General features: G+C 71.3%; 15 protein-coding genes and 1 riboswitch. Of the genes, 5 read left to right on the top strand and 10 right to left on the bottom strand.

The window, feature by feature from the left end; all coding sequences use genetic code 11:
- Window position 1: 1 nt before the first annotated feature.
- Window positions 2-168: riboswitch (cyclic di-AMP (ydaO/yuaA leader) on the bottom strand.
- A gap of 243 nt (window positions 169-411) precedes the next feature.
- Together RNL97_RS25450 and RNL97_RS25445 are read right to left on the bottom strand one after the other, a co-directional pair.
- Complete coding sequence (locus RNL97_RS25450; protein ID WP_030581233.1) at window positions 412-1,782, bottom strand: M16 family metallopeptidase; 1,371 nt, start codon at window positions 1,780-1,782, stop codon at window positions 412-414.
- A 26-nt stretch (window positions 1,783-1,808) separates the two neighbouring features.
- The gene (locus RNL97_RS25445) at window positions 1,809-3,173 is read right to left on the bottom strand and encodes a M16 family metallopeptidase (RefSeq protein WP_030581230.1); all 1,365 of its coding nucleotides are present in this window, start codon (window positions 3,171-3,173) and stop codon (window positions 1,809-1,811) included.
- 280 nt (window positions 3,174-3,453) lie between these two features.
- Between RNL97_RS25445 and RNL97_RS25440 the strand changes: the two genes are divergently transcribed.
- Window positions 3,454-5,910, top strand: coding sequence for a DNA gyrase/topoisomerase IV subunit A (locus tag RNL97_RS25440; protein ID WP_030581227.1), 2,457 nt, complete (start codon window positions 3,454-3,456; stop codon window positions 5,908-5,910).
- Window positions 5,911-5,994: 84 nt separating this feature from the next.
- Here RNL97_RS25440 and RNL97_RS25435 read toward each other — a convergent pair whose 3' ends face one another.
- Window positions 5,995-7,134, bottom strand: a complete 1,140-nt coding sequence (locus RNL97_RS25435; protein ID WP_030581223.1) for a CobW family GTP-binding protein — start codon at window positions 7,132-7,134, stop codon at window positions 5,995-5,997.
- Window positions 7,135-7,157: 23 nt separating this feature from the next.
- Complete coding sequence (locus tag RNL97_RS25430; RefSeq protein WP_030581220.1) at window positions 7,158-8,312, bottom strand: citrate synthase/methylcitrate synthase; 1,155 nt, start codon at window positions 8,310-8,312, stop codon at window positions 7,158-7,160.
- 111 nt (window positions 8,313-8,423) lie between these two features.
- On the opposite strand from RNL97_RS25430, the gene RNL97_RS25425 reads away from it, so the two are divergent.
- Window positions 8,424-9,671, top strand: a complete 1,248-nt coding sequence (locus RNL97_RS25425; RefSeq protein ID WP_313751230.1) for a citrate synthase — start codon at window positions 8,424-8,426, stop codon at window positions 9,669-9,671.
- Window positions 9,672-9,743: 72 nt separating this feature from the next.
- Here the strand turns inward: RNL97_RS25425 and RNL97_RS25420 are convergent, their stop codons facing one another.
- Window positions 9,744-10,763 carry a LacI family DNA-binding transcriptional regulator gene (locus tag RNL97_RS25420; protein ID WP_030581214.1) on the bottom strand — a complete coding sequence of 340 codons (1,020 nt, stop codon included), beginning with the start codon at window positions 10,761-10,763 and terminating at the stop codon, window positions 9,744-9,746.
- A 196-nt stretch (window positions 10,764-10,959) separates the two neighbouring features.
- Here RNL97_RS25420 and RNL97_RS25415 point away from each other — a divergent pair, with 196 nt between their 5' ends.
- Both RNL97_RS25415 and RNL97_RS25410 read left to right on the top strand, forming a co-directional pair.
- Window positions 10,960-12,642 (top strand): ATP-binding protein, encoded by a 1,683-nt coding sequence (locus RNL97_RS25415; protein ID WP_030581211.1) that lies wholly within the window; start codon window positions 10,960-10,962, stop codon window positions 12,640-12,642.
- A complete protein-coding gene (locus tag RNL97_RS25410; protein ID WP_030581209.1) occupies window positions 12,639-13,313 on the top strand; it encodes a DUF7342 family protein in 675 nt (224 codons plus the stop codon). The genes RNL97_RS25415 and RNL97_RS25410 overlap by 4 nt, the downstream gene beginning before the upstream one ends.
- Before the next feature lie 26 nt (window positions 13,314-13,339).
- On the opposite strand, the gene RNL97_RS25405 is transcribed toward RNL97_RS25410, so the two are convergent.
- The 3 genes from RNL97_RS25405 to RNL97_RS25395 form a co-directional block, all read right to left on the bottom strand.
- Window positions 13,340-14,932 (bottom strand): solute symporter family protein, encoded by a 1,593-nt coding sequence (locus RNL97_RS25405; protein ID WP_243315410.1) that lies wholly within the window; start codon window positions 14,930-14,932, stop codon window positions 13,340-13,342.
- Window positions 14,929-15,372 carry a DUF485 domain-containing protein gene (locus RNL97_RS25400; RefSeq protein WP_374115205.1) on the bottom strand — a complete coding sequence of 148 codons (444 nt, stop codon included), beginning with the start codon at window positions 15,370-15,372 and terminating at the stop codon, window positions 14,929-14,931. The genes RNL97_RS25405 and RNL97_RS25400 overlap by 4 nt, the downstream gene beginning before the upstream one ends.
- Before the next feature lie 244 nt (window positions 15,373-15,616).
- Complete coding sequence (locus tag RNL97_RS25395; protein WP_030581200.1) at window positions 15,617-17,743, bottom strand: DNA gyrase/topoisomerase IV subunit B; 2,127 nt, start codon at window positions 17,741-17,743, stop codon at window positions 15,617-15,619.
- 446 nt (window positions 17,744-18,189) lie between these two features.
- Here RNL97_RS25395 and RNL97_RS25390 point away from each other — a divergent pair, with 446 nt between their 5' ends.
- Window positions 18,190-18,423: a DUF7455 domain-containing protein gene (locus RNL97_RS25390; protein WP_006128079.1), complete on the top strand. Its 234-nt coding sequence runs from the start codon at window positions 18,190-18,192 to the stop codon at window positions 18,421-18,423.
- Window positions 18,424-18,557: 134 nt separating this feature from the next.
- Here RNL97_RS25390 and RNL97_RS25385 read toward each other — a convergent pair whose 3' ends face one another.
- Both RNL97_RS25385 and RNL97_RS25380 read right to left on the bottom strand, forming a co-directional pair.
- Window positions 18,558-19,388, bottom strand: coding sequence for a S1 family peptidase (locus tag RNL97_RS25385; protein ID WP_030581197.1), 831 nt, complete (start codon window positions 19,386-19,388; stop codon window positions 18,558-18,560).
- A gap of 164 nt (window positions 19,389-19,552) precedes the next feature.
- On the bottom strand, window positions 19,553-21,100 hold the full coding sequence (locus tag RNL97_RS25380; protein ID WP_030581194.1) for an RNA polymerase sigma factor: 1,548 nt from the start codon (window positions 21,098-21,100) through the stop codon (window positions 19,553-19,555).
- Between the last annotated feature and the right edge of the window lie 92 nt (window positions 21,101-21,192).

The raw sequence follows: 21,192 nt of genomic DNA, 5'->3' as shown, positions 1-21,192 counted from the left end.
CCTTTCCTTCCTTCTCGCCTACCGGGTTAGCTGACGGGTTCGGAGCAGGAAGGTCTCCTACGGATCCCCGCGCCGGTTCGCGGCACGGGCCTCCGATTCACCCCAGGGACTGCGTGGGTCCCCGGCTCCCCAGGCTCGCGCCTGACGGGGACTCGGCGATGACTGCCCGGCGCCGCGGCTGCGGCATACGGGTGACGGACAGCCGGGCCGACGCTAGGCGGGGCGGCTTCCCATCACCAAACGGATAAGGGGATTTGTCGTGCATCCCACAGGGCAGACAGGCAACCACCCCACCAAAGGTGGTGAAGCGGACTAAACAGGCAAAAACACAGGACCCCGACGAAGTCTCTTCCGTCGGGGTCCTGTTCACGGCAGTGGGTCGCACGGTGGCGGCCGTGCTCCGCGGCGGTGTCAGCCGGTGACGACGGTCACCTCTCCGATACCGAGGGCCTTCACCGGCTCCGCGATCCGCGCGGCGTCCCCCACGAGGACCGTGACCAGCCGGTCGACCGGGAAGGCGTTGACCACGGCGGCGGTCGCCTCCACGGTGCCCGTCTCGGCGAGCCGGGCGTAGAGGTGGGCCTGGTAGTCGTCGGGGAGGTGCTGCTCGACCTGGTCGGCCAGCGTGCTGGCGACGGAGGCGGCGGTCTCGAACTTCAGCGGGGCGACGCCCACCAGGTTCTGCACGGCCGTCTCGCGCTCGGCGTCGGTCAGCCCCTCGGCGGCGAGCGTCCGCAGGACCTTCCAGAGGTCGTCCAGGGCCGGTCCGGTGGACTCGGTGTCCACCGAGCCGCTGATCGCGAGCATCGCCGCGCCGCCCGAGTCGGGGCCGGAGGAGCGCAGCACCTGGGCGAAGGCGCGCACGCCGTAGGTGTAGCCCTTCTCCTCGCGCAGCACCCGGTCCAGCCGGGAGGTGAGGGTCCCGCCCAGGCAGTACGTGCCGAGCACCTGCGCGGGCCACACGCGCTCGTGCCGGTCGGCGCCGATGCGGCCGATCAGCAGCTGGGTCTGGACCGCGCCGGGACGGTCCACGATGACCACGCGGCCGGTGTCGTCCGCGGTGATGGGCGGCACCGGGCGGGCCTGGGCGGTGTTGCCCGACCAGTCGCCGAGGGTCTCCGCCAGCAGCGCGTCCAGGTCGATGCCGGTCAGGTCGCCGACGATCACGGCCGTCGCGGTGGACGGGCGGACGTGGGCGTCGAAGAAGGCGCGCACGGCGGCCTGGTCGATCCGCCGGACCGTCTCCTCGGTGCCCAGGCGCGGCCGGGACATCCGGGCGGTGGCCGGGAACAGCTCCTTGGAGAGCTGCTTGGCGGCGCGCCGGGACGGGTTGGCCTGCTCGTGCGGGATCTCGTCGAGGCGGTTGCCCACCAGTCGCTCGATCTCGCTCTCGACGAAGGCGGGGGCACGCAGCGCCTCGGCGACCAGTCCGAGCGCCTTGGCCAGCCGGGAGGCCGGGACCTCCAGGGAGACCCGGACGCCGGGGTGGTCGGCGTGCGCGTCGAGCGTGGCGCCGCAGCGCTCCAACTCGGCGGCGAACTCCTCGGCGCTGTGCTTGTCGGTGCCCTCGGAGAGCGCCCGCGACATGATCGTGGCCACGCCGTCCAGGCCCTCGGGCTCGGCCTCCAGCGGCGCGTCCAGGAAGATCTCCACGGCGACGACCTGCTGGCCGGGGCGGTGGCAGCGCAGCACGGTCAGCCCATTGGGCAGAGCGCCGCGCTCGGGCGCCGGGAAGGCCCAGGGGCGGGCCGTGCCGGGCGTGGGCTGCGGGTGGAACTCCATGGCTACTCCAGTCACGGCGGCGTCGCTCACTTGGCCGCCCCCTCGTGCGCGTCGGTGCCCTCTTCGCCCTCGGCGGCCTCGTCGGCCGGCTCGATGGGCTCGTAGACCAGCACCGCCCGGTTGTCGGGGCGCAGGGCCGCCTCGGCGGCCGCGCGCACCTCCTCCGCGGTGACGTCCAGGACGCGGCCCACCGCGGTCAGGGCGAGCTGTGGGTCGCCGAACAGGACCGCGTAACGGCACAGTTCGTCGGCGCGGCCGGCGACCGTGCCGAGCCGGTCGAGCCACTCGCGCTCCAACTGCGCCTGGGCCCGCTCCATTTCCTCGGGGGTGGGCCCCTCGGCGGCGAACCGGGCCAGCTCCTCGTCGACGGCGGCCTCGATCGTCTCCACCTCGACGCCGCCGGAGGTCTTCACGTCCAACCAGCCCAGCGAGGGCGCCCCGGCGAGCCGCAGCAGGCCGAAGCCCGCCGCCACGGCCGTACGGTCTCGGCGGACCAGGCGGTTGTGCAGCCGGGAGGACTCCCCGCCGCCCAGCACGGTCAGCGCCAGGTCCGCGGCGTCGCAGGCGCGGGTGCCGTCGTGCGGAAGGCGGTAGGCGGCCATCAGGGCACGCGCCGGGACCTCCTCGTGGACCACTTCGCGCAGCTGCTCGCCGATGATCTCGGGCAGTGTCCCGTCGCGCGGCGGCTGCTTGCCGTCGTGGGAGGGGATGGAGCCGAAGTACTTCTCGATCCAGGCGAGGGTCTGCTCGGGATCGATGTCGCCGACCACCGAGAGCACCGCGTTGTTGGGCGCGTAGTACGTACGGAAGAACGCGCGGGCGTCCTCCAGCGTGGCCGCGTCCAGGTCGGCCATGGAGCCGATGGGGGTGTGGTGGTAGGGGTGGCCCTCGGGGTAGGAGAGGGCGGTCAGCTTCTCGAACGCGGTGCCGTAGGGCACGTTGTCGTAACGCTGGCGGCGCTCGTTCTTGACGACGTCGCGCTGGTTCTCCATGGACTCCTCGTCGAGCGCGGCGAGGAGGGAGCCCATCCGGTCGGCTTCGAGCCACAGGGCCAGCTCCACCTGATGGGTGGGCATGGTCTCGAAGTAGTTGGTCCGCTCGAAGCTGGTCGTTCCGTTGAGCGAGCCGCCGGCCCCCTGGACGAGCTCGAAGTGACCGTTCCCCTTGACCTGGCCCGAACCCTGGAACATCAGGTGCTCGAAGAGGTGAGCCAGGCCGGTGCGTCCCTTGACCTCGTGGCGCGAGCCGACGTCGTACCAGAGGCAGACCGCGGCGACCGGGGTCAGATGGTCCTCGGAGAGCACCACACGCAGGCCGTTGGCCAGGCGGTGCTCGGTCGCTGTCAAGCCGCCGGAGCCGGCCTGTGCGGTGGCCGTGTGACCCATGGGCATGTACGTCCCTTCGATCGCGATACTGGACTTCCTGCCAGACCTGCCACTCTAAGCAAGCGCAGCGGCACCTGGCGAAGTTCCCGTTCGGCGGATGTTTCCGTCGATGGTGTCGCGAGCGCCGTCGACGGCGTGCCGCCCGGTCGGCTTCGGACCGTCCTTCGGACGGGTCGAGGTCGGCGTTGTCAGTGGGGCGGTCCACAATGGACCGCGTCAGCAGCTCGTGTTGTCCCGAACAAGCTCAGGTCGCCCGAAAAGAATCCGTGAAGGAGTCGCAGCCGCGATGGCCCGCCGTAGCACGAAGACCCCGCCGCCGGACGACTTCGAGGAGAAGATCCTCGACATCGACGTCGTCGACGAAATGCAGGGCTCCTTCCTCGAGTACGCGTACTCGGTGATCTACTCCAGGGCCCTGCCCGACGCCCGCGACGGCATGAAGCCGGTGCACCGCCGCATCGTGTCCCAGATGAACGAGATGGGACTGCGCCCCGACCGCGGTTATGTGAAGTGCGCCCGGGTCGTCGGCGAGGTCATGGGCAAGCTGCACCCGCACGGCGACGCCTCGATCTACGACGCCCTGGTCCGCATGGCCCAGCCGTTCTCGATGCGCCTTCCCCTGGTCGACGGCCACGGCAACTTCGGCTCCCTGGGCAACGACGACCCGCCGGCCGCCATGCGGTACACCGAATGCCGGATGGCGGATGCCACGTCGTTGATGACCGAGGCGATCGACGAGGACACCGTCGATTTCCAGTCGAACTACGACGGTCAGGAACGCGAGCCGGTCGTCCTCCCCGCCGCCTACCCCAACCTCCTGGTCAACGGGGTCTCCGGGATCGCCGTGGGCATGGCCACCAACATGCCCCCGCACAATCTGGGCGAGGTCATCGCCGCCGCCCGGCACCTGATCAAGCACCCGGGCGCCGACGTCGAGACGCTGATGCGCTTCGTCCCGGGCCCCGACCTGCCCACCGGCGGCCGCATCGTCGGGCTCACCGGCATCAAGGACGCGTACACGGCGGGCCGCGGCTCGTTCAAGATCCGCGCCACCGTCTCCGTGGAGAACGTCACCGCCCGCCGCAAGGGCCTCGTCGTCACCGAACTGCCCTTCACCGTCGGCCCGGAGAAGGTGATCGCCAAGATCAAGGACCTGGTCTCGGCGAAGAAGCTCCAGGGCATCGCCGACGTCAAGGACCTCACCGACCGGGCGCACGGGCTGCGCCTGGTCATCGAGGTGAAGAACGGCTTCGTGCCGGAAGCGGTGCTGGAACAGCTCTACAAGCTGACGCCGATGGAGGAGTCCTTCGGCATCAACAACGTGGCGCTGGTCGACGGCCAGCCGCTCACCCTCGGCCTCAAGGAGCTGCTGGAGGTCTATCTCGACCACCGCTTCGAGGTCGTGCGCCGGCGCAGCGAGTTCCGCCGCACCAAGCGGCGCGACCGGCTGCACCTGGTCGAGGGTCTGATCGTCGCCCTCCTCGACATCGACGAGGTCATCCGGATCATCCGGGACAGCGACAACTCCGCGCAGGCGAAGGAGCGCCTGATGGCGCACTTCTCGCTGAGCGAGATCCAGACGCAGTACATCCTGGACACCCCGTTGCGCCGCCTCACCCGCTTCGACCGGATCGAGCTGGAGAGCGAGCGCGACAAGCTGAACGGCGAGATCGAGGCGCTGACCGCGATCCTGGAGTCGGACGCGGAGCTGCGCAAGCTGGTCTCCTCGGAGCTGGCGGCCGTGGCGAAGAAGTTCGGCACGGACCGGCGCACGGTGCTGCTGGAGTCGGCCGGTTCGCAGATCGCGTCCGTGCCGCTGGAGGTGGCGGACGACCCGTGCCGGGTGCTGCTCTCCTCGACCGGCCTGCTGGCCCGTACGGCGAACGCGGATCCGGTCGAGATCTCCGAGGACGCCCGGCGGACCAAGCACGACGTGATCGTGTCGGCGGTGGCGGCGACAGCCCGCGGTGACGTCGGGGCCGTCACGTCGGCCGGCCGGCTGCTGCGGCTCTCGGTGATCGACCTGCCGCAGCTGCCGGACACCCACGCGGAGCCGAATCTCTCGGGCGGGGCGCAGATCTCCGAGTTCCTCACGCTGGAGGCGGGCGAGGAGCTGATCTGCCTCACGACGCTCGGCGAGGACTCTCCGGGGCTCGCGATCGGCACGCTCCAGGGCGTGGTGAAGCGCGTCGTGCCGGACTACCCGGCCAACAAGGACGAGTTGGAGGTCATCACCCTCAAGGACGGTGACCGCATCGTGGGCGCGACCGAGCTGCGGACGGGCGAGGAGGACCTGGTGTTCATCACCTCCGACGCCCAGTTGCTCCGCTACCCGGCGGCTTCGGTGCGTCCGCAGGGCCGGCCCGCCGGAGGCATGGCGGGCGTCAAGCTGGCGGCCGGGGCCGAGGTGCTGTCGTTCACGGCGGTGGACCCGGCGGCCGAGGCGGTCGTGTTCACGGTGGCCGGCTCGCACGGCACGCTGGACGATTCGGTGCTGACGTCCAAGCTCACCCCGTTCGACCAGTATCCGCGCAAGGGCCGGGCGACCGGCGGGGTGCGCTGCCAGCGGTTCCTGAAGGGCGAGGACGTCCTGGTGTTCGCCTGGGCGGGGCCCACCCCGGCCCGGGCCGCCCAGAAGAACGGCACTCCGGCGAAGCTGCCGGAGCCGGACCCGAGGCGGGACGGTTCGGGGACGCCCCTGCTGGAGCAGGTGGCCGTGATCGCGGGACCGCCGCTGTACTGACGCTGCCGTACGGCAGGAGCGGCCGGGGAGGTACGACGCCTCCTCGGCCGCTCCTTGGTTGCGCCGCTTCGGCCGCTCCCTGGTCTATGCGTCCACGGCGGCTTCGTGTACGTCGACTGCGTCGGCCTCGGCGTCCCCTTCGCGGGCGGGCTCCGGTACGTAGCGGAGCACCCCCCACATGGCGCGTTCGGTGTCCGGGGCGTCGGGCCGCCCCGGCTCCGCGCGGCAGGCGGCCAGCCCTTCGTGCAGCGCTGCGGCGTCGATGCCCGCGCCGATCATGACGAGCTGGGTGAGCCGCTGTTCGCCGCGCGCCCACGGCCGGGGGACGAAGCGGAGGAACCGGCCGACCGCATGCAGGGCGTAGGTGTTGTCCCGGTCCCCCGCGCCGAAGTCGACGAACCCCTTGATCCGGTAGAGCCCTTCGGGCCGGGAGTCGAGGAAGGCCATGAAGCGGCGTGGGTCCATCGGCACGTCGGCGGTGAAGTCGACGCTCTCGTAGGCCGCGTGGAGATGACCGGTGTGCCCGTGGCCGTCGCACTCCTCGTGCTCTTCGCACTCCTCCTGACGCAGCAGGTCCTCGAAGCTCAGCTGACCCGCCGTCTCCTCACCGTCCGTCCGCAGCGCGGGGTCGAAGAGCAGCTCGGGGTCGATCCGGCCGTGCTCGGCGGAGATCACGGCCGCGGGGCCGCTCAGCTCCGCGACCGTCGCCCGCAGCCGCTCCCGCTCGGCCTCCCCCACCCGGTCCGTCTTGTTGAGGACGACGAGGTCGGCGACGGCCAGATGGCGGTCCAGCTCGGGGTGCCGTCGGCGGGTGGAGTCGAACTCCGCCGCGTCGACGACCTCGACGAGGCCCCCGTACACGATGTGCGGGTTGTCGCTGGCCAGGAGCATACGGACGAGTTCCTGGGGTTCGGCCAGTCCGCTCGCCTCGATGACGATCACGTCCAGCCGGGCGGACGGCCGGGTCAGCGTCTCCAGGAAGGTGTCGAGCTCGCTCGCGTCCACGGCGCAGCACAGGCAGCCGTTGCCCAGCGAGACCGTCGAGCCGACCTGCCCCGAGACGGTCATGGCGTCGATCTCGATGGCCCCGAAGTCGTTGACGATCACGCCGATCCGGGTGCCCGCCCGGTTGCGGAGCAGATGGTTCAGGAGCGTGGTCTTGCCGGAGCCGAGAAAGCCCGCCAGGACGACGACCGGGATCTGCGGGGTGGGGGGCGGGGTCAACGGGAGCCTTCCTGGGAGCGTCGTCAGGGTGCCGGGACCGGCTGCGGCGGGGGTGCGCCGACGTAGCGGGCCGCCGGGCGGATGATCTTCGAGTCCTCCGCCTGCTCCAGGATATTGGCGCTCCAGCCGATCACTCGCGCCGCACAGAAGGTGGGGGTGAACATCGCGCGCGGCAGGCCGCACAGCTCCATGACCACCCCGGCGTAGAACTCCACGTTGGTGTGCAGCTCCCGGCCCGGCTTGAGCTCGGCGAGGATCGCCTCGACCTGGGCCTCCACCTCCACGGCGAAGTCGACGAGCGGACCGCCGAAACCCTGGGCGATCGACTTGAGCATCCGGGAGCGCGGGTCCTCGGTGCGGTAGACGGGGTGGCCGAAGCCCATGATGCGGCGGCCGGAGAGGACCTGTTCGCGGATCCAGCCGTCGATCCGGTCCGGCGTGCCGATGGCGTCCAGGGTGTCCAGGGCCCGGCTGGGGGCTCCGCCGTGCAGCGGTCCGGAGAGCGCGCCGACGGCCGCCACCAGGCAGGCGGCCAGGTCGGCTCCGGTGGAGGCGACGACGCGGGCGGTGAACGTGGAGGCGTTGAAGCCGTGGTCGACGGTCGAGACGAGGTACTGCTCGACCGCCCTGGCCTGGTCGGGCCCGGGCTCCGAACCGGTCAGCATGTAGAGGTAGTTCGCGGCATGCGGCAGGTCCGCGCGGGGTGCGACCGGCTCCAGCCCCTGGCCGAGGCGGTGGAGGGCGGTCAGGATCGTGGGCACGGCCGCGCAGACGGCGAGCGCGTCCTCGCGTCGGCGCTCGGCGTCGATGTCGTACACCGGGCGGAAGCCGGCCGAGGCGCCGAGCAGGGAGAGCGCGGTGCGGAGCCCCGCGAGGGGGCCCGAGACGGCGCTCGCGCGGGCGATGGCGGGCAGGGCATCGGTCACGTCGGCCGGGAGCGTGCGCAGGCTCGCCGTACGGGCCGCGAAGTCGGCGGCCGCGGCCCGGTCGGGCAGCTCCCCGTGGAACATCAGGTACCACACGTCCTCGAAGCCGCGGGTCCGCGCCAGTTCGATCGCCGAGTACTGGCGGTAGTGGTAGAAGCCTTCGCGGCCGCGGACGTCACCGAGGGCGGTGTCGGTGACGACGACACCGGCGAGGCCACGGGGTACCGCGAGGGCGACAGGGGTGGTGGTCATGGCTGCTCTCTCCTCCGTGCATGCAACATTGATTCGACTGTCCATGCTTGACGGAAGATCTGTCAATGTTGACTGAATCAATGTGTATGCGGAGTGGATACGGTGGTTTCCATGACGGATCAACCAGAGCCCGAGCCTCACGACGCCCCCCGGCTCACCACCCGGCAGGCGGCCGAACTGCTGGGCGTGAAGCCGGAGACGGTGTACGCCTACGTCAGCCGGGGCCAGCTCAGCAGCGTGCGGGCCGCCGGAGGGCGGGGCAGCACGTTCGACGCCGAGGAGGTGCGGGCGCTGGCACGGCGCTCGGGGCGCCGTGACCCGTCCCCGGCCGGGGGTGACCTCGCCTTCCGGACCGGCATCACGCTCATCGAGGGCGACCGCTGCTACTTCCGCGGGGTCGACGCGACGGAGCTGGCCCGGCGCTACGGCTACGAGGAGGTCGCCGAGTGGCTGTGGACGGGTGAGCTGCGCCCCGGCGCCCGGTTCACCGCCTCCGCCGGGACCCTCGCGGCGGCCCGCAGGGCGGTCGAGGCACTGCCCGCGCACAGTGGGTCGACGGACCGGCTGCGGGTGGCGGTGACGGCTGCCGCTGCCACGGATCCGCTGCGGTTCGATCTGTCGCCCGAGGCAGTGCTGAACAGTGCGCGCGGCCTGATCCCTACCCTGGTGGGCGCGTTGCCGGTGCTGGGCGGTCCGGCGGCCGAAGGGGGTTCGCTGGCGGCGGAGCTGTGGCCGCGACTCACCGCGGAGCCGGCCGACGCCCCTTCCCTCGCCGTGCTGGACGCCGCCCTGGCGCTTTTGATCGACCACGACCTGGCGGCCTCCACCCTGGCCGCCCGGGTCGCCGCCTCCGCGCGGGCCCATCCGTACGCCGTGGTGTCGGCGGGCCTCGGCGTGCTGGAGGGGCCGCTGCACGGAGCGGCGAGCGGCCTGGCGCACCGGCTGCTGCGGGAAGCGGTGGACCGGGGCAGCGCGGTCCCCGTGGTCGCCGACCATCTGCGGACCGGGCGGCGGGTCCCCGGTCTGGGCCACCGGCTGTACCGGGGCGAGGACCCCCGGGCGACCGTCCTGTTCGAGCTGCTGACGGATGTGGATCGGGCGGCCGGGGCACTGGCGGCCGCCCGTGAGGTGGTGGCCACGACGGCGCGGCACGCTCCGCTGCACGCCAACATCGACCTGGCGCTGGCCGTCCTGTCGGTCTCCCGGGGGATGGCGGCGGACGCGGGCGAGACCGTGTTCGCGGTGGCCCGTACGGCGGGCTGGATCGCCCACGCGCTGGAGGAGTACGGGGAGCGCCCGCTCCGCATCCGGCCGAGCGGGCAGTACACCGGGCCCCGGCCGCCGCAGCCGCTCCCCTGACCAGGACTCCGCACTCTGCGCAAGACCCCAGGTCCGGACCAAGGATCCCGGGGAGCGCAAATTAACTACGGATCACAGGGAATTCCCGCGCGGAGGTTGTGCCGTGGACCCGCGCACCACCAGCTCCGGTTCGAAGAGCAGCTCGTCCGAGGGCACGGCCCGACCGCCGATCTGCACCGAGAGCAGCTCCACGGCCGCGCGCCCCATGGCCTCGATGGGCTGGCGGACGGTGGTCAGAGGCGGCTCGGTGCAGTTCATGAAGGCCGAGTCGTCGTAGCCGACGACCGAGACGTCGCCGGGGACCGAGAGCCCCCGGCGGCGGACGGCGCGCACCGCGCCCAGCGCGAGCGGGTCGCTGGCGCAGATGATGCCGGTGACACCGCGCTCCAGCAGCCGGGTCGCGGCGGCCTGCCCGCCCTCCAGCGAGAACATGGCCCGGGCCACCCACTCGTCGGGGATGCTCGTGCCGGTCTCCTCGGCGAGCGCCCGGGCGGCGGCGAGCTTGCGCTGCGAGGGCACGTGGTCGGACGGTCCGAGGACGAGTCCGATGCGCTCGTGACCGAGCGAGACGAGGTGGCGCCAGGCCTGTTCGACGGCGACGGAGTCGTCGCAGGAGACGCCGGGGAAGCCGAGGTGTTCGATGGCCGCGTTGATCAGCACGACGGGGATCTTGCGGTCGGCGAGCACCTTGTAGTGGTCGTGCGGGGCGTCGGCCTGGTGGTAGAGGCCGCCCGCGAAGACCACGCCGGAGACCTGCTGCTGGAGGAGCAGCTCGACGTAGTCGGCTTCGGAGACGCCGCCCTTGGTCTGGGTGCAGAGCACCGGGGTCAGCCCCTGCTGGGCGAGCGCGCCGCCGACCACTTCGGCGAAGGCCGGGAAGATCGGGTTCTGCAGCTCCGGCAGGACCAGGCCGACCAGCCGGGCCCGTTCGCCGCGCAGCTGGGTCGGGCGCTCGTAGCCGAGGACGTCCAGCGCGGAGAGGACGGCCTGCCGGGTGGCGTCGGAGACGCCCGGCTTGCCGTTCAGCACCCGGCTGACCGTCGCCTCGCTGACTCCCACCTTCTGGGCCACTTGAGCAAGTCGTCGCGTCATGAGCGCAAGATTAGCGCAAGAAACGCAAGAGGATTGCGTTGATGGTGAACTGCCCCCGGGACGCTCACGGAGGCAGCGCTGAAACGCTCACAGACACGGCGGCCGGAGGCAAGAGGTAGCGGAGCGGACGCTCGAATTCCCGGGATCCGCGCGACGAGATTTCCGCCCCGGTCGCCCGGCCCTTACCGTCTCTACGATGAACGCCCCACCGACCCCCGGCCGGGGACCGCGCCGGTTCGGCTGGCCCCAGCGGGTCTTCTCCCAGGTCCTGCTGATGCAGCTGGCCATCATCACCGGTGTGACGATCCTGGTCACCGGCCTCTTCCTGGCCCCGCTCAGCGACCAGCTGGACGACCAGGCGATGCGCCGCGCCCTGGCCATCGCCCAGTCCACCGCCGCCCAGCCGGACATCGTGGAGAACCTGAGCAGCACGGACCCGTCGGACGGGGGCCCCGTCCAGTCGGCCGCCGAGCGGGTCAGGCAGGCGACCGGCGCGGAGTACGTCGTCGTCATGAACGAGCGCGGGGTGCGCTGGTCCCATCCCGACATCCACCGGATCGGCGCGGTCGTCTCCACCGACCCCGGTGAGGCGCTGCGCGGCCGTGAGGTGATGGAGATCGACAGCGGCACCCTCGGCCGCTCGGCGCGGGGCAAGGTGCCGTTGTTCGGCCCGTCCGGCGAGGTGGTCGGCGCGGTGTCGGTCGGTATCGCCTACGACAGCGTCCGCGCCCGGCTCCTCGCGGCGATCCCGGGGCTGCTCGCATACGCGGGCGGGGCCCTGGCCGTCGGGGCGCTCGCCGCGTATCTGATCTCCCGCAGGCTGCAGCGGCAGACCCACGACCTGGCGTTCTCCGACATCTCCGCGCTGCTGACCGAACGCGAGGCCATGCTGCACGGCATCCGCGAAGGGGTCGTCGCCCTCGATGGGACCGGCCGCGTCCGGCTCCTGAACGACGAGGCGCAGCGGCTGCTGGGTCTGGGTCCGCAGGCGGCCGGCCGGCCGCTGGAGGAGGTGCTGGGCGAGGGGAGGACCACGGACGTACTGGCCGGGCGGGTGGTCGGCGACGACCTGCTGGCGGTACGGGGCAGCCGGGTGCTGCTGGCCAACCGGATGCCCACGGACGACGGCGGAGCCGTGGTGACCCTGCGCGACCGGACCGAGCTGGAGCACCTGGGCCGCGAGCTCGACTCCACCACGGGGCTGATCGACGCCCTGCGCGCCCAGGACCACGAGCACGCCAACCGGCTGCACACCCTGCTGGGGCTGCTGGAGCTGGAGATGCACGAGGACGCGATGGAGTTCGTGACCGAGGTGGTCGGCGTGCACCGGGCGACAGCCGAGCAGGTCACGGAGAAGGTCCAGGACCCGCTGCTGGCCGCCCTCCTCGTCGGCAAGACGACGGTGGCCGCCGAGCGCGGGGTCTCGCTGCGGCTGGCTCCCGGCACGCTGCTGCCGGACCGGGTGGTCGATCCCCGGGGTCTGGTGACGGTGGTGGGCAACCTCGTCGACAACGCCACGGACGCGGCGGCCGGATCGGACGGGGCGCGGATCGAGGTCGGCCTGCGGACCGAGGGCCGTACGGTGATCCTGGGAGTGCGCGACAGCGGCCCCGGCGTCCCGGAGGACCAGCACGCGTCGATCTTCACGGAGGGCTGGTCCACCAAGGACGTCCCGGCGCACGGCAAGCGCGGCCTCGGGCTCGCCCTCGTACGGAGGCTCGCGGAGCGCCAGGGAGGCAGTGTGACGGTGTCCGGGGCGGACGGGGGCGGCGCGGTGTTCACGGTCGTGCTGCCGGAGGCGCTGGCGGAGCCCGCCGCGGGCTCCCCGGACGGCGCGCCGCACCCCGCGCATCCGGCGACGACGGGAGAGCAGCGGTGATCGAGGTCCTGATCGTCGACGACGACGTACGGGTGGCGCAGATCAACGCGGCGTACGTCGCCAAGGTCCCCGGCTTCCGGGTGGCCGCACAGGTCCACTCGGCGGCCGGGGCGCTGGAGACGGTCGAGGAGGTCCCGGTCGACCTGATCCTGCTGGACCACTATCTGCCCGACCGCAACGGCCTCGCCGTCGTACGGGAGCTGCGCCGCCTCGGCCATCAGGTCGACGTGATCATGGTGACGGCCGCCCGGGACGTCGCGACCGTGCAGGACGCGATGCGGCACGGTGCGCTCCAGTACCTCGTGAAGCCGTTCACGTACGCCGGTCTGCGCGCGAAGCTGGAAGCGTACGCGGCGCTGCGGCAGACGCTCGACGGGGGCGGGGAGGCCGAGCAGGCGGAGGTGGACCGGCTCTTCGGCGCGCTGTGGACGACGGGCGAGACGGCCCTCCCCAAGGGCCACTCCCCCACCACCGCCGAGCTCGTCCGGCGAGCCCTGCGCGGGGCCGAGGGTCCGCTCTCCGCGCAGGAGATCGCGGACAGCGCCGGGATGAGCCGGCAGACCGCCCAGCGCTATCTGAAGCTCCTCGAGCGCACCGGCAAGGTCCGGCTGACCCTGCGGTACGGCGAGACGGGCCGCCCGGAACACCGGTACGCCTGGGCCGCCGGCTGAGCCACCCGAGGGCCTTCCCCGCTGCCCTACGCCGCCCCGGCCCCCGTCAGCGCCCGGACCTCGGTCTCGGCGTGCTTGGCCTCGTCGGGCGGCTCGGGCGAGGTGACCGTACCGATCCAACCGGCCAGGAAGCCGAACGGGATCGAGACCAGGCCCGGGTTCTCCAGGGGGAAGAGCTGGAAGTCGACGCCGGGGAACAGCGACGTCGGGCTGCCCGAGACGACGGGTGAGACCAGCACCAGGACGACCGCCGGGACCAGGCCGCCGTACACCGCCCAGACCGCGCCGCGGGTGGTGAAGTTGCGCCAGAACAGCGAGTAGAGCAGGGCCGGGAGGTTCGCGGAGGCGGCCACGGCGAAGGCGAGGCCCACCAGGAAGGCGACGTTGAGGTCCTGGGCGAGCAGCCCGAGACCGATCGCGACCGCACCGATCCCGGCGGCGGCCGTACGCGCCACGGCGACCTCGCTGCGCCTCCTGCGCCCGGGACGGCGGAGCGAGGCGTAGAGGTCGTGGGCGACCGAGGCGGACGAGGCGAGCGTGATGCCCGCGACGACGGCCAGGATGGTGGCGAAGGCGATGGCGGCGACCACGGCGAAGAGAATCGTTCCACCGGTGGAGCCCTCGCCGCCGCCCAGATCGAGGGCCAGCAGCGGGATCGCTGTGTTGCCCGCCGCGTTCGATGCGCGGACCTCGGCGGAGCCGACGAGTGCGGCGGCGCCGAACCCGAGCACGATGGTCATCAGGTAGAAGCTGCCGATCAGGCCGATGGACCAGACAACGGACCGGCGCGCGGCGCGGGCGGTGGGCACCGTGTAGAAGCGCGACAGGATGTGCGGCAACCCCGCCGTGCCGAGGACCAGGGCCACCCCCAGGCTGATGAAGTCGAAGCGCGAGGTCCAGTCCCCGCCGTACCGCAGGCCGGGGGCGAGGAAGCCCTTGCCGTGGCCGCTGCGTTCGGCCGCGGTGTTGAGCAGGTTGTTGATGTTCCCGTGGAAGTGGACCAGGACGAGCACGGTGAGCGCGACGGCTCCCGCCATCAGCAGGACGGCCTTGACGATCTGGATCCAGGTGGTGGCGCGCATACCGCCGAACGACACGTAGATCACCATGAGCGCGCCGACCCCGACCACGGTCCAGGACCGGGCCGCGTCGCTCGTACCGCCGAGCAGCAGGGCCACCAGGCTGCCCGCGCCGACCATCTGGGCGACCAGATACAGCACGGAGACGGTGACGGACGAGGTGCCGACGGCGGTACGCACCGGGCGCTCCGCCATCCGCGCGGCGACCACGTCGGCCAGCGTGAACCGGCCGCAGTTGCGGACGAGTTCGGCGACGAGCAGCAGAACGACCAGCCAGGCGACGAGGAAGCCGACCGAGTAGAGCATGCCGTCGTAGCCGAAGAGGGCGATCAGCCCGGAGATGCCGAGGAACGAGGCGGCCGACATGTAGTCGCCGGCGATGGCGAATCCGTTCTCCATGGGCGAGAACAGGCGTCCGCCGGCGTAGAACTCCTCCGCGGAGCCCTGCCGGTTGCGGCCGACCCAGGTGGTGATGAAGAGCGTCACCGCGACGAACGCGCTGAACAGCAGCAGGGCGAGGGCCTGGTGGTCTCCTTTCACCGTCCGAGCCCTCTCGTCATCTCCTGGGTGTCCCAGCGCAGATCGAGCGCCGCCCGGTCCCTGCGCAGCCGCGCGTGCCGCGCGTACGCCCAGGTGAGCAGGAACGTGGTGAGGAACTGGCCGAGCCCGGCCACCATCGCGACATTGACCGCTCCGGCGACCGGGCGGGCCATCAGGGCGGGGGTGGTGGTCGCGGCGACGACGTAGGCGAGATACCAGAGCAGGAAGGCGAGGGCGGCGGGGGCCACGAAGCGGCGGTAGCGGCGGCGCACCTCGCGGAAGGCGTCGCTGCGGTGCACCTCCAGATAGATGTCGGCCGCGCTGGGCCGGGGGCCGGGTCCCGCCGCGCCGGATCCGTCGAGGGCCGCGGCGCCTCCCGTACCGTCGTGGTCGCCCCGGCGGGGGGCGGGTACGTCGTCCCACGGGTCGTCGAGCCGCACTCCCGCGGTCTCCGGCCCTGCTTCCTTCTCCACCGAACAACTCCCCTGATCCGCTGACCTTTTCGGCCGCACGGCCAACGATGGGCGGTTCGGGAGGATCCCGGGCGCGTCATTCGCCCGACTTCACCCCTTCAGGTGACAGATATCCCGGAGGGCTGCGCGCTTCCCCGGCGGGGCCCCGGGAAACGCACGCGGCCCCCGCTCCGGCGGGACCGGGGCGGGGGCCGTGCGGGGGGGACCGGGGTCAGGCGTCGATCCGCGAGCGGTCCAGGGTCGCGGCGGAGCTGGTGATGAACTCCTTGCGGGGCGCGACCTCGTTGCCCATCAGCAGGTCGAAGACCTGCTCGGAGGATTCCAGATCGCCGATGTTGATGCGCCGCAGCGTGCGGTGGCGCGGGTCCATCGTCGTCTCGGCCAGCTGGTCGGCATCCATCTCGCCGAGGCCCTTGTAGCGCTGGATCGATTCCTTGATCCGGACGTTCTTGCGCTGGAACTCCAGGAGGGTCTGGCGCAGTTCGTTGTCGGAGTAGGTGTAGACGTACTTGTCCTGGCCCTTCTTGGGCTGGACCAGCTCGATCCGGTGCAGCGGGGGCACCGCGGCGAAGACCCGTCCCGCCTCGACCATCGGGCGCATGTAGCGCTGGAAGAGGGTCAGCAGCAGGGTGCGGATGTGAGAGCCGTCGACATCGGCGTCGGTCATCATGATGACCTTGCCGTAGCGGGCGGCGTCGATGTCGAAGGTCCGCCCGGAGCCTGCTCCTATGACCTGGATGATCGCGCCGCACTCGGCGTTCTTCAGCATGTCGGAGACGGACGACTTCTGGACGTTGAGGATCTTGCCGCGGATCGGCAGCAGCGCCTGGAACTCGCTGTTCCGGGCCAGCTTGGCAGTGCCGAGCGCCGAGTCCCCCTCGACGATGAACAGTTCGCTGCGGTCGACGTCGTCGCTGCGGCAGTCGGCCAGCTTGGCGGGCAGCGACGAGGATTCCAGCGCGGTCTTGCGGCGCTGGGCCTCCTTGTGCTGCCGGGCCGCGATCCGGGTGCGGGCGGCGGCCACGGCCTTCTCCAGCACCGCCCGGGCCTGCGCCTTGGCGTCCCGCTTCGTGGAGGTCAGGAACGCCTTGAGCTCCTTGGCGACCACGCCCGCGACGATCCGGTTGGCCGCCGAGGTGCCGAGCACCTCCTTGGTCTGCCCCTCGAACTGCGGCTCGGCGAGCCGCACGGTGACGACGGCGGTGAGCCCTTCGAGGGCGTCGTCCTTGACGATGTCGTCCTCGGCGACCCGCAGCATCTTGGCGGAGCGCAGCGCCTCGTTCACCGTCTTGGTCAGGGAGCGCTCGAACCCGGTGACGTGGGTGCCGCCCTTGGGGGTGGCGATGATGTTCACGAACGACCGTACGGTCGTGTCGTAGCCGGTGCCCCAGCGCAGGGCGATGTCGACGGTGAGCTCGCGGGTGACCTCGGTGGCGGTCATGTGGCCGCGGTCGTCGAGGACCGGGACGGTCTCCTTGAAGGTGCCCGTGCCGCTGAGGCGCTGGACGTCGCAGACGGCCTTGTCCTGGGCCAGGTACTCGCAGAACTCGCTGATGCCGCCGTCGAAGCGGAACGTCTCCTCCGTCTTGCCCTCGCCGTCGAGCGCTCGCTCGTCGCGGACGATGATCGTGAGGCCGGGGACGAGGAAGGCGGTCTGGCGGGCCCGCTGGTGGAGCGTCTCCAGGTTGAGCCTGGCGTCCTTGAGGAAGATCTGCCGGTCCGCCCAGTACCGCACCCGGGTACCGGTACGGGTCTTGGGGACGCGCTTGCCCTTGCGCAGGCCGTTGGCCGGATCGAACGGGCTGTCCGGCCCCTGCTCGGTGAACATGCCGGGGACGCCGCGCCGGAAGCTGATGGAGTGGGTCGCGCTGTTGCGGTCGACCTCGACGTCCAGGCGGGCGGAGAGGGCGTTGACCACGGAGGCTCCGACGCCGTGGAGACCGCCCGAGGCCGCGTAGGAGCCGCCGCCGAACTTGCCTCCGGCGTGCAGCTTGGTCATGACGACCTCGACGCCGGAGAGTCCCGTCTTGGGCTCGACGTCGACCGGGATGCCGCGGCCGTTGTCCCGGACCTCGACGGAGGCGTCGTCGTGGAGGATGACCTCGATCTGGTCGCAGTAGCCGCCGAGGGCCTCGTCGACGGAGTTGTCGATGATCTCCCAGAGGCAGTGCATCAGGCCACGGCTGTCGGTGGACCCGATGTACATACCGGGGCGCTTGCGGACCGCCTCGAGACCCTCGAGGACGAGGAGGTGCCGCGCGGTGTAGTTGGAGCTGTCCCGGTCGCCTCCTGCTGCGGCCAGCATCGCGGTGGACGGCACGGACGTTTCGGCGGTCACGCGGTTCGCTCCTCGCTGAATTTCATCTGGGGCCCCCGTGGGTATCGGGCGGGGCGTCGGTTGCCGCTGAGAGCCTACAGAGGCCTGGTAGAGCGGTTGTAACGCCACCCTCGGGGAATCCTCATGCTAGTCGAGCCCCATCCGGGCTCGCATGAATGTTCGATCATTCGTTGGAGTGACGTGCACATCACGTTCCCTTCGACGCATGAACCATTTAGGCTCCGGGCACGTCCTCATGAACAAACCGGCAAGCCGGCCGGCGGGACCCACCCCAAGACAAGCAATGCGAAACCGTAGCGCTCCGCATACGGCACATTCGCCGCCAACCGGCAACAGACAGCCACACCGAGAAGAAGTTTCGAAGAAAAGCCACGAGCGGGAACGTTTTCGGCCTGGTTGGATGTTGACCCTGGTACGACAGCTCGTCGAGCTAGAGAAGAGGCGACGTGACTACTGTTCTGACCCCCGCGAGCCCGCTGACCGCAGCAGACCGCTGTGACCGTTGCGGCGCCCAGGCATATCTGCGCGTCGTCCTGATCAGTGGCGGTGAACTGCTCTTCTGCGCCCACCACGGGCGCAAGTTCGAGCCGGAACTCAAGAAGATCGCCGCGGAAATACAGGATGAGACGGATCGGCTCACCGCCGTACAGACGGCTGCTGCCGACGAGGACCAACACTGACACCTCGCATCCACGACGAGCCAGGGGCTGGTCCAGGACCGGCCGACGGGCGGCTCCCCCACCGGGGGAGCCGCCCGTTCTCGTTCAGCGGGCCCGGGCGGTCCCCCTGAGGCTCCGAGGCGGCCCGCCATGGCTCAGACGCGGCCCGCGGCCCATTCCAGGGCGGCGGAGACCCGTGTGTACACCCCGGGGCTGCCCGGGCGTCCGCAGCCGCTGCCCCAGGACACCAGGCCGATGAGCCGCCCACGGGCCACCAGCGGCCCGCCGCTGTCGCCCTGGCACGCGTCCCGGCCCCCCGCGGGCTCGCCCGCACAGAGCATCGCCGAGGCCTTGTACGTACCCTCGCGGCCGCCCGGGTAGGCCCGCGCGCAGTCGCCGTCGGGCAGGACCTGGACCCGGGCGGAACGCAGCACGGAGGCGTAGGTGCCGCTGCCCGTCGTATCGCCCCAGCCGTAGACGTCCGCGGCCGTCCCGGCCCGGTAGGCGGCGTCCCCGCTCCTGGCCATCGGAATGGTCGCGCTTTTCGGCAGGGCGCGGGACAGGGTCAGCACCGCCAGGTCGCCCGCGTTGGAGACCGGGTCGTAGGCCGGGTTCACCCAGATCCGCCGGACCGGGACCTCCCGTCCGCCGGAATCGCTCAGCCGCTCCCGGCCGGCGATGACCAGCAGGTCCTTCACCCGCTCCGCCGGTCCGCCGAGCGCCTCGTCACTCAGACAGTGGGCGGCCGTCAGGATCTTCGTGGGAGCCACGGCCACCCCGCCGCAGAACTGCCCGGAGCGCGCACCTCCGAACCGGTCCCGGCTCGACAACGCCACGACCCAGGGGCTGTCCGCCACGGGGGCGGGCTGTCCGCCGACGATGATGCTCTCCGCGACCGCCTCGGACGGCGCGGAGAGCGGCAGCACGGCCGTGGCGGCGGTCAGGGCGAGCGCCCCGGTCAGGGCACGGACGACGGGACGGGGCATGGAGGCTCCTGACACTGAGACGACAAACCGTTTCACCCAGCGTCATCCAGGCAGCCCGTGTCCGGCCCCGGAGACACGCCGGAGGGCCCGGATCCCCTGGGGGTTCCGGGCCCTCGGCCGGTGGATCTTCGGCGTCCGCTCTTCGGCGAGCCGCCTTCCGCGCTCTAGTCCAGGTAGTCGCGGAGCACCTGGGAACGCGACGGGTGCCGGAGCTTCGACATCGTCTTGGACTCGATCTGACGGATGCGCTCACGCGTCACGCCGTAGACCTTGCCGATCTCGTCGAGCGTCTTCGGCTGACCGTCGGTGAGACCGAAGCGCATCGAGACCACGCCCGCCTCACGCTCGGAGAGCGTGTCGAGCACCGAGTGGAGCTGCTCCTGGAGGAGCGTGAAGCTGACCGCGTCCGCCGGGACGACCGCCTCGGAGTCCTCGATCAGGTCACCGAACTCGCTGTCGCCGTCCTCGCCGAGCGGGGTGTGCAGCGAGATCGGCTCGCGGCCGTACTTCTGGACCTCGATGACCTTCTCGGGGGTCATGTCGAGTTCCTTGGCCAGCTCCTCCGGGGTGGGCTCGCGGCCCAGGTCCTGGAGCATCTGGCGCTGCACGCGCGCGAGCTTGTTGATGACCTCGACCATGTGCACCGGGATACGGATGGTGCGGGCCTGGTCGGCCATCGCGCGGGTGATCGCCTGACGGATCCACCAGGTGGCGTACGTGGAGAACTTGTAGCCCTTGGTGTAGTCGAACTTCTCGACCGCGCGGATCAGACCGAGGTTGCCCTCCTGGATCAGGTCCAGGAAGAGCATGCCGCGACCGGTGTAGCGCTTGGCCAGGGAGACCACCAGACGGAGGTTGGCCTCCAGAAGGTGGTTCTTGGCCCGACGGCCGTCCTCGGCGATGATCTCCAGCTCGCGCTTGAGCTTCGGTGCGAGCTTGTCGGCGTTCGCCAGCTTGTCCTCGGCGAAGAGGCCGGCCTCGATGCGCTTGGCGAGTTCGACCTCCTGCTCGGCGTTGAGGAGGGGAACCTTGCCGATCTGCTTCAGGTAGTCCTTGACCGGGTCGGCGGTGGCGCCGGCGACGGCGACCTGCTGGGCAGGTGCGTCGTCCTCGTCGTCGTCGGAGAGGACGAAGCCCTTGTTCTCGCCCTCGCCCTCCTCTTCCTCGCCCTTGCCGGCCTTGACCTCCTCGACGGGCTCATCGCCGTCGAGGAGTTCGTCGTCCTGCTTGCCGGACTTCTTCGCGGCGGTCTTCTTGGCCGCCGTCTTCTTCACGGCTGTCTTCTTGGCAGCGGTCTTCTTGGCCGCCGCCTTCTTCGCCGGAGCGGCCGCGACGGCGTCGTCGGCCACCGCGTCCGCACTCTCGGCCGCCGGGGCGGCGGTGGCCGCGACGGTCCTGGTCACGGTGGTCTTCGCCGCGACGGTCTTGGTGGCGGTGCGCTTGACCGGGCTCTTCGCTGCGACGCTCTTGCGGGCGCGCTTCGGCGACTCCGCGGCACTGACCATCAGCGTCACACCCTCTTCCTCGAGGATCTGGTTGAGGCTGCGCAGAACGTTCTTCCACTGGGTTGGCGGAATCTGGTCAGCCTCGAAGGCCCGACGCACGTCATCGCCGGCGATCTGCCCATCAGCCTTTCCCCGCTCGATGAGCGCCATCACAGACTCGGACTCGGCGATCTCCGGCGGGAGCGTACGGGATGTGCTGGCCGACACGAACAACCTCTCGGAACGATGGAAACGGCTTCCGGCCCTGCCCTGGAGGGGGCTGGAACCGACGACCGCCGACTGGGGATGTCGTCGACGGC

This window comes from Streptomyces parvus, from assembly GCF_032121415.1.
In the GTDB taxonomy this organism is placed as follows: Bacteria; Actinomycetota; Actinomycetes; order Streptomycetales; family Streptomycetaceae; genus Streptomyces; species Streptomyces globisporus_A.
This window is presented reverse-complemented; position numbering and strand designations above follow the sequence as displayed.

Bases quoted from the DNA above. Each gene is read 5' to 3' on its own strand.
- RNL97_RS25415 (WP_030581211.1), top strand. From the start codon at position 10,960: ATGAACGCCCCACCGACCCCCGGCCGGGGACCGCGCCGGTTCGGCTGG.
- RNL97_RS25420 (WP_030581214.1), bottom strand. From the start codon at position 10,763: ATGACGCGACGACTTGCTCAAGTGGCCCAGAAGGTGGGAGTCAGCGAG.
- RNL97_RS25385 (WP_030581197.1), bottom strand. From the start codon at position 19,388: ATGCCCCGTCCCGTCGTCCGTGCCCTGACCGGGGCGCTCGCCCTGACC.
- RNL97_RS25440 (WP_030581227.1), top strand. From the start codon at position 3,454: ATGGCCCGCCGTAGCACGAAGACCCCGCCGCCGGACGACTTCGAGGAG.
- RNL97_RS25430 (WP_030581220.1), bottom strand. From the start codon at position 8,312: ATGACCACCACCCCTGTCGCCCTCGCGGTACCCCGTGGCCTCGCCGGT.
- RNL97_RS25450 (WP_030581233.1), bottom strand. From the start codon at position 1,782: ATGGAGTTCCACCCGCAGCCCACGCCCGGCACGGCCCGCCCCTGGGCC.
- RNL97_RS25425 (WP_313751230.1), top strand. From the start codon at position 8,424: ATGACGGATCAACCAGAGCCCGAGCCTCACGACGCCCCCCGGCTCACC.
- RNL97_RS25445 (WP_030581230.1), bottom strand. From the start codon at position 3,173: ATGCCCATGGGTCACACGGCCACCGCACAGGCCGGCTCCGGCGGCTTG.